The 535-nt window shown below is 46.9% G+C and carries 1 protein-coding gene; it reads left to right on the forward strand.

Features of this window, described 5'->3' with window-relative positions; genetic code table 11:
- Nucleotides 1-44 precede the first annotated feature (44 nt).
- On the forward strand, nt 45-535 hold a 491-nt coding region (locus AAEZ03_RS25790), incomplete at its 3' end, for an IS3 family transposase (protein ID WP_350582553.1).

Genomic DNA, 535 nt, shown 5'->3' on the forward strand with positions numbered 1-535 from the left:
GTATTAGGCTAACGCGTTACTTAGCTGCCAAGATTATGAAGCAAATGAAACTGGTCAGTTGCCAGCTCAAGACCCACAAATACAAGCACGCTGATCAGGAACATAAAACCCATGACAACCTTTTAAAACGCAGATTTAGCCCAACGGCGCCCAACCAAGTCTGGACGGGCGATGTCACTTATATTCGCATTAAAGGCGGCTGGTGTTACCTAGCCGTTGTTTTAGACCTGTACGCCCGTCGTGTGGTGGGCTTTAGTGTCTCAGACTCACCCGATAGTATTCTGACAGGTAACGCTCTGAAAATGGCGTATCAGACGAGACTCAAACCAAGTGGTGTGTTATTTCACTCAGATCAGGGCACGCATTACACCAGTAAGAAATTTGCTGAATCAATCGATGATTGCGACGGTATGACACAGAGTATGAGCCGTCGTGGAAATTGTTGGGATAACGCCCCAACTGAGCGCTTCTTTAGAAGCTTCAAAACAGAGTGGATGCCAAAGGGCGGTTATGAGAATATCGCTGAGGCTAAAAG

The organism is Pseudomonas sp. HY2-MNA-CIBAN-0224 (assembly GCF_040310285.1).
GTDB classification, from domain to species: Bacteria; Pseudomonadota; Gammaproteobacteria; order Pseudomonadales; family Pseudomonadaceae; genus Aquipseudomonas; species Aquipseudomonas helleri.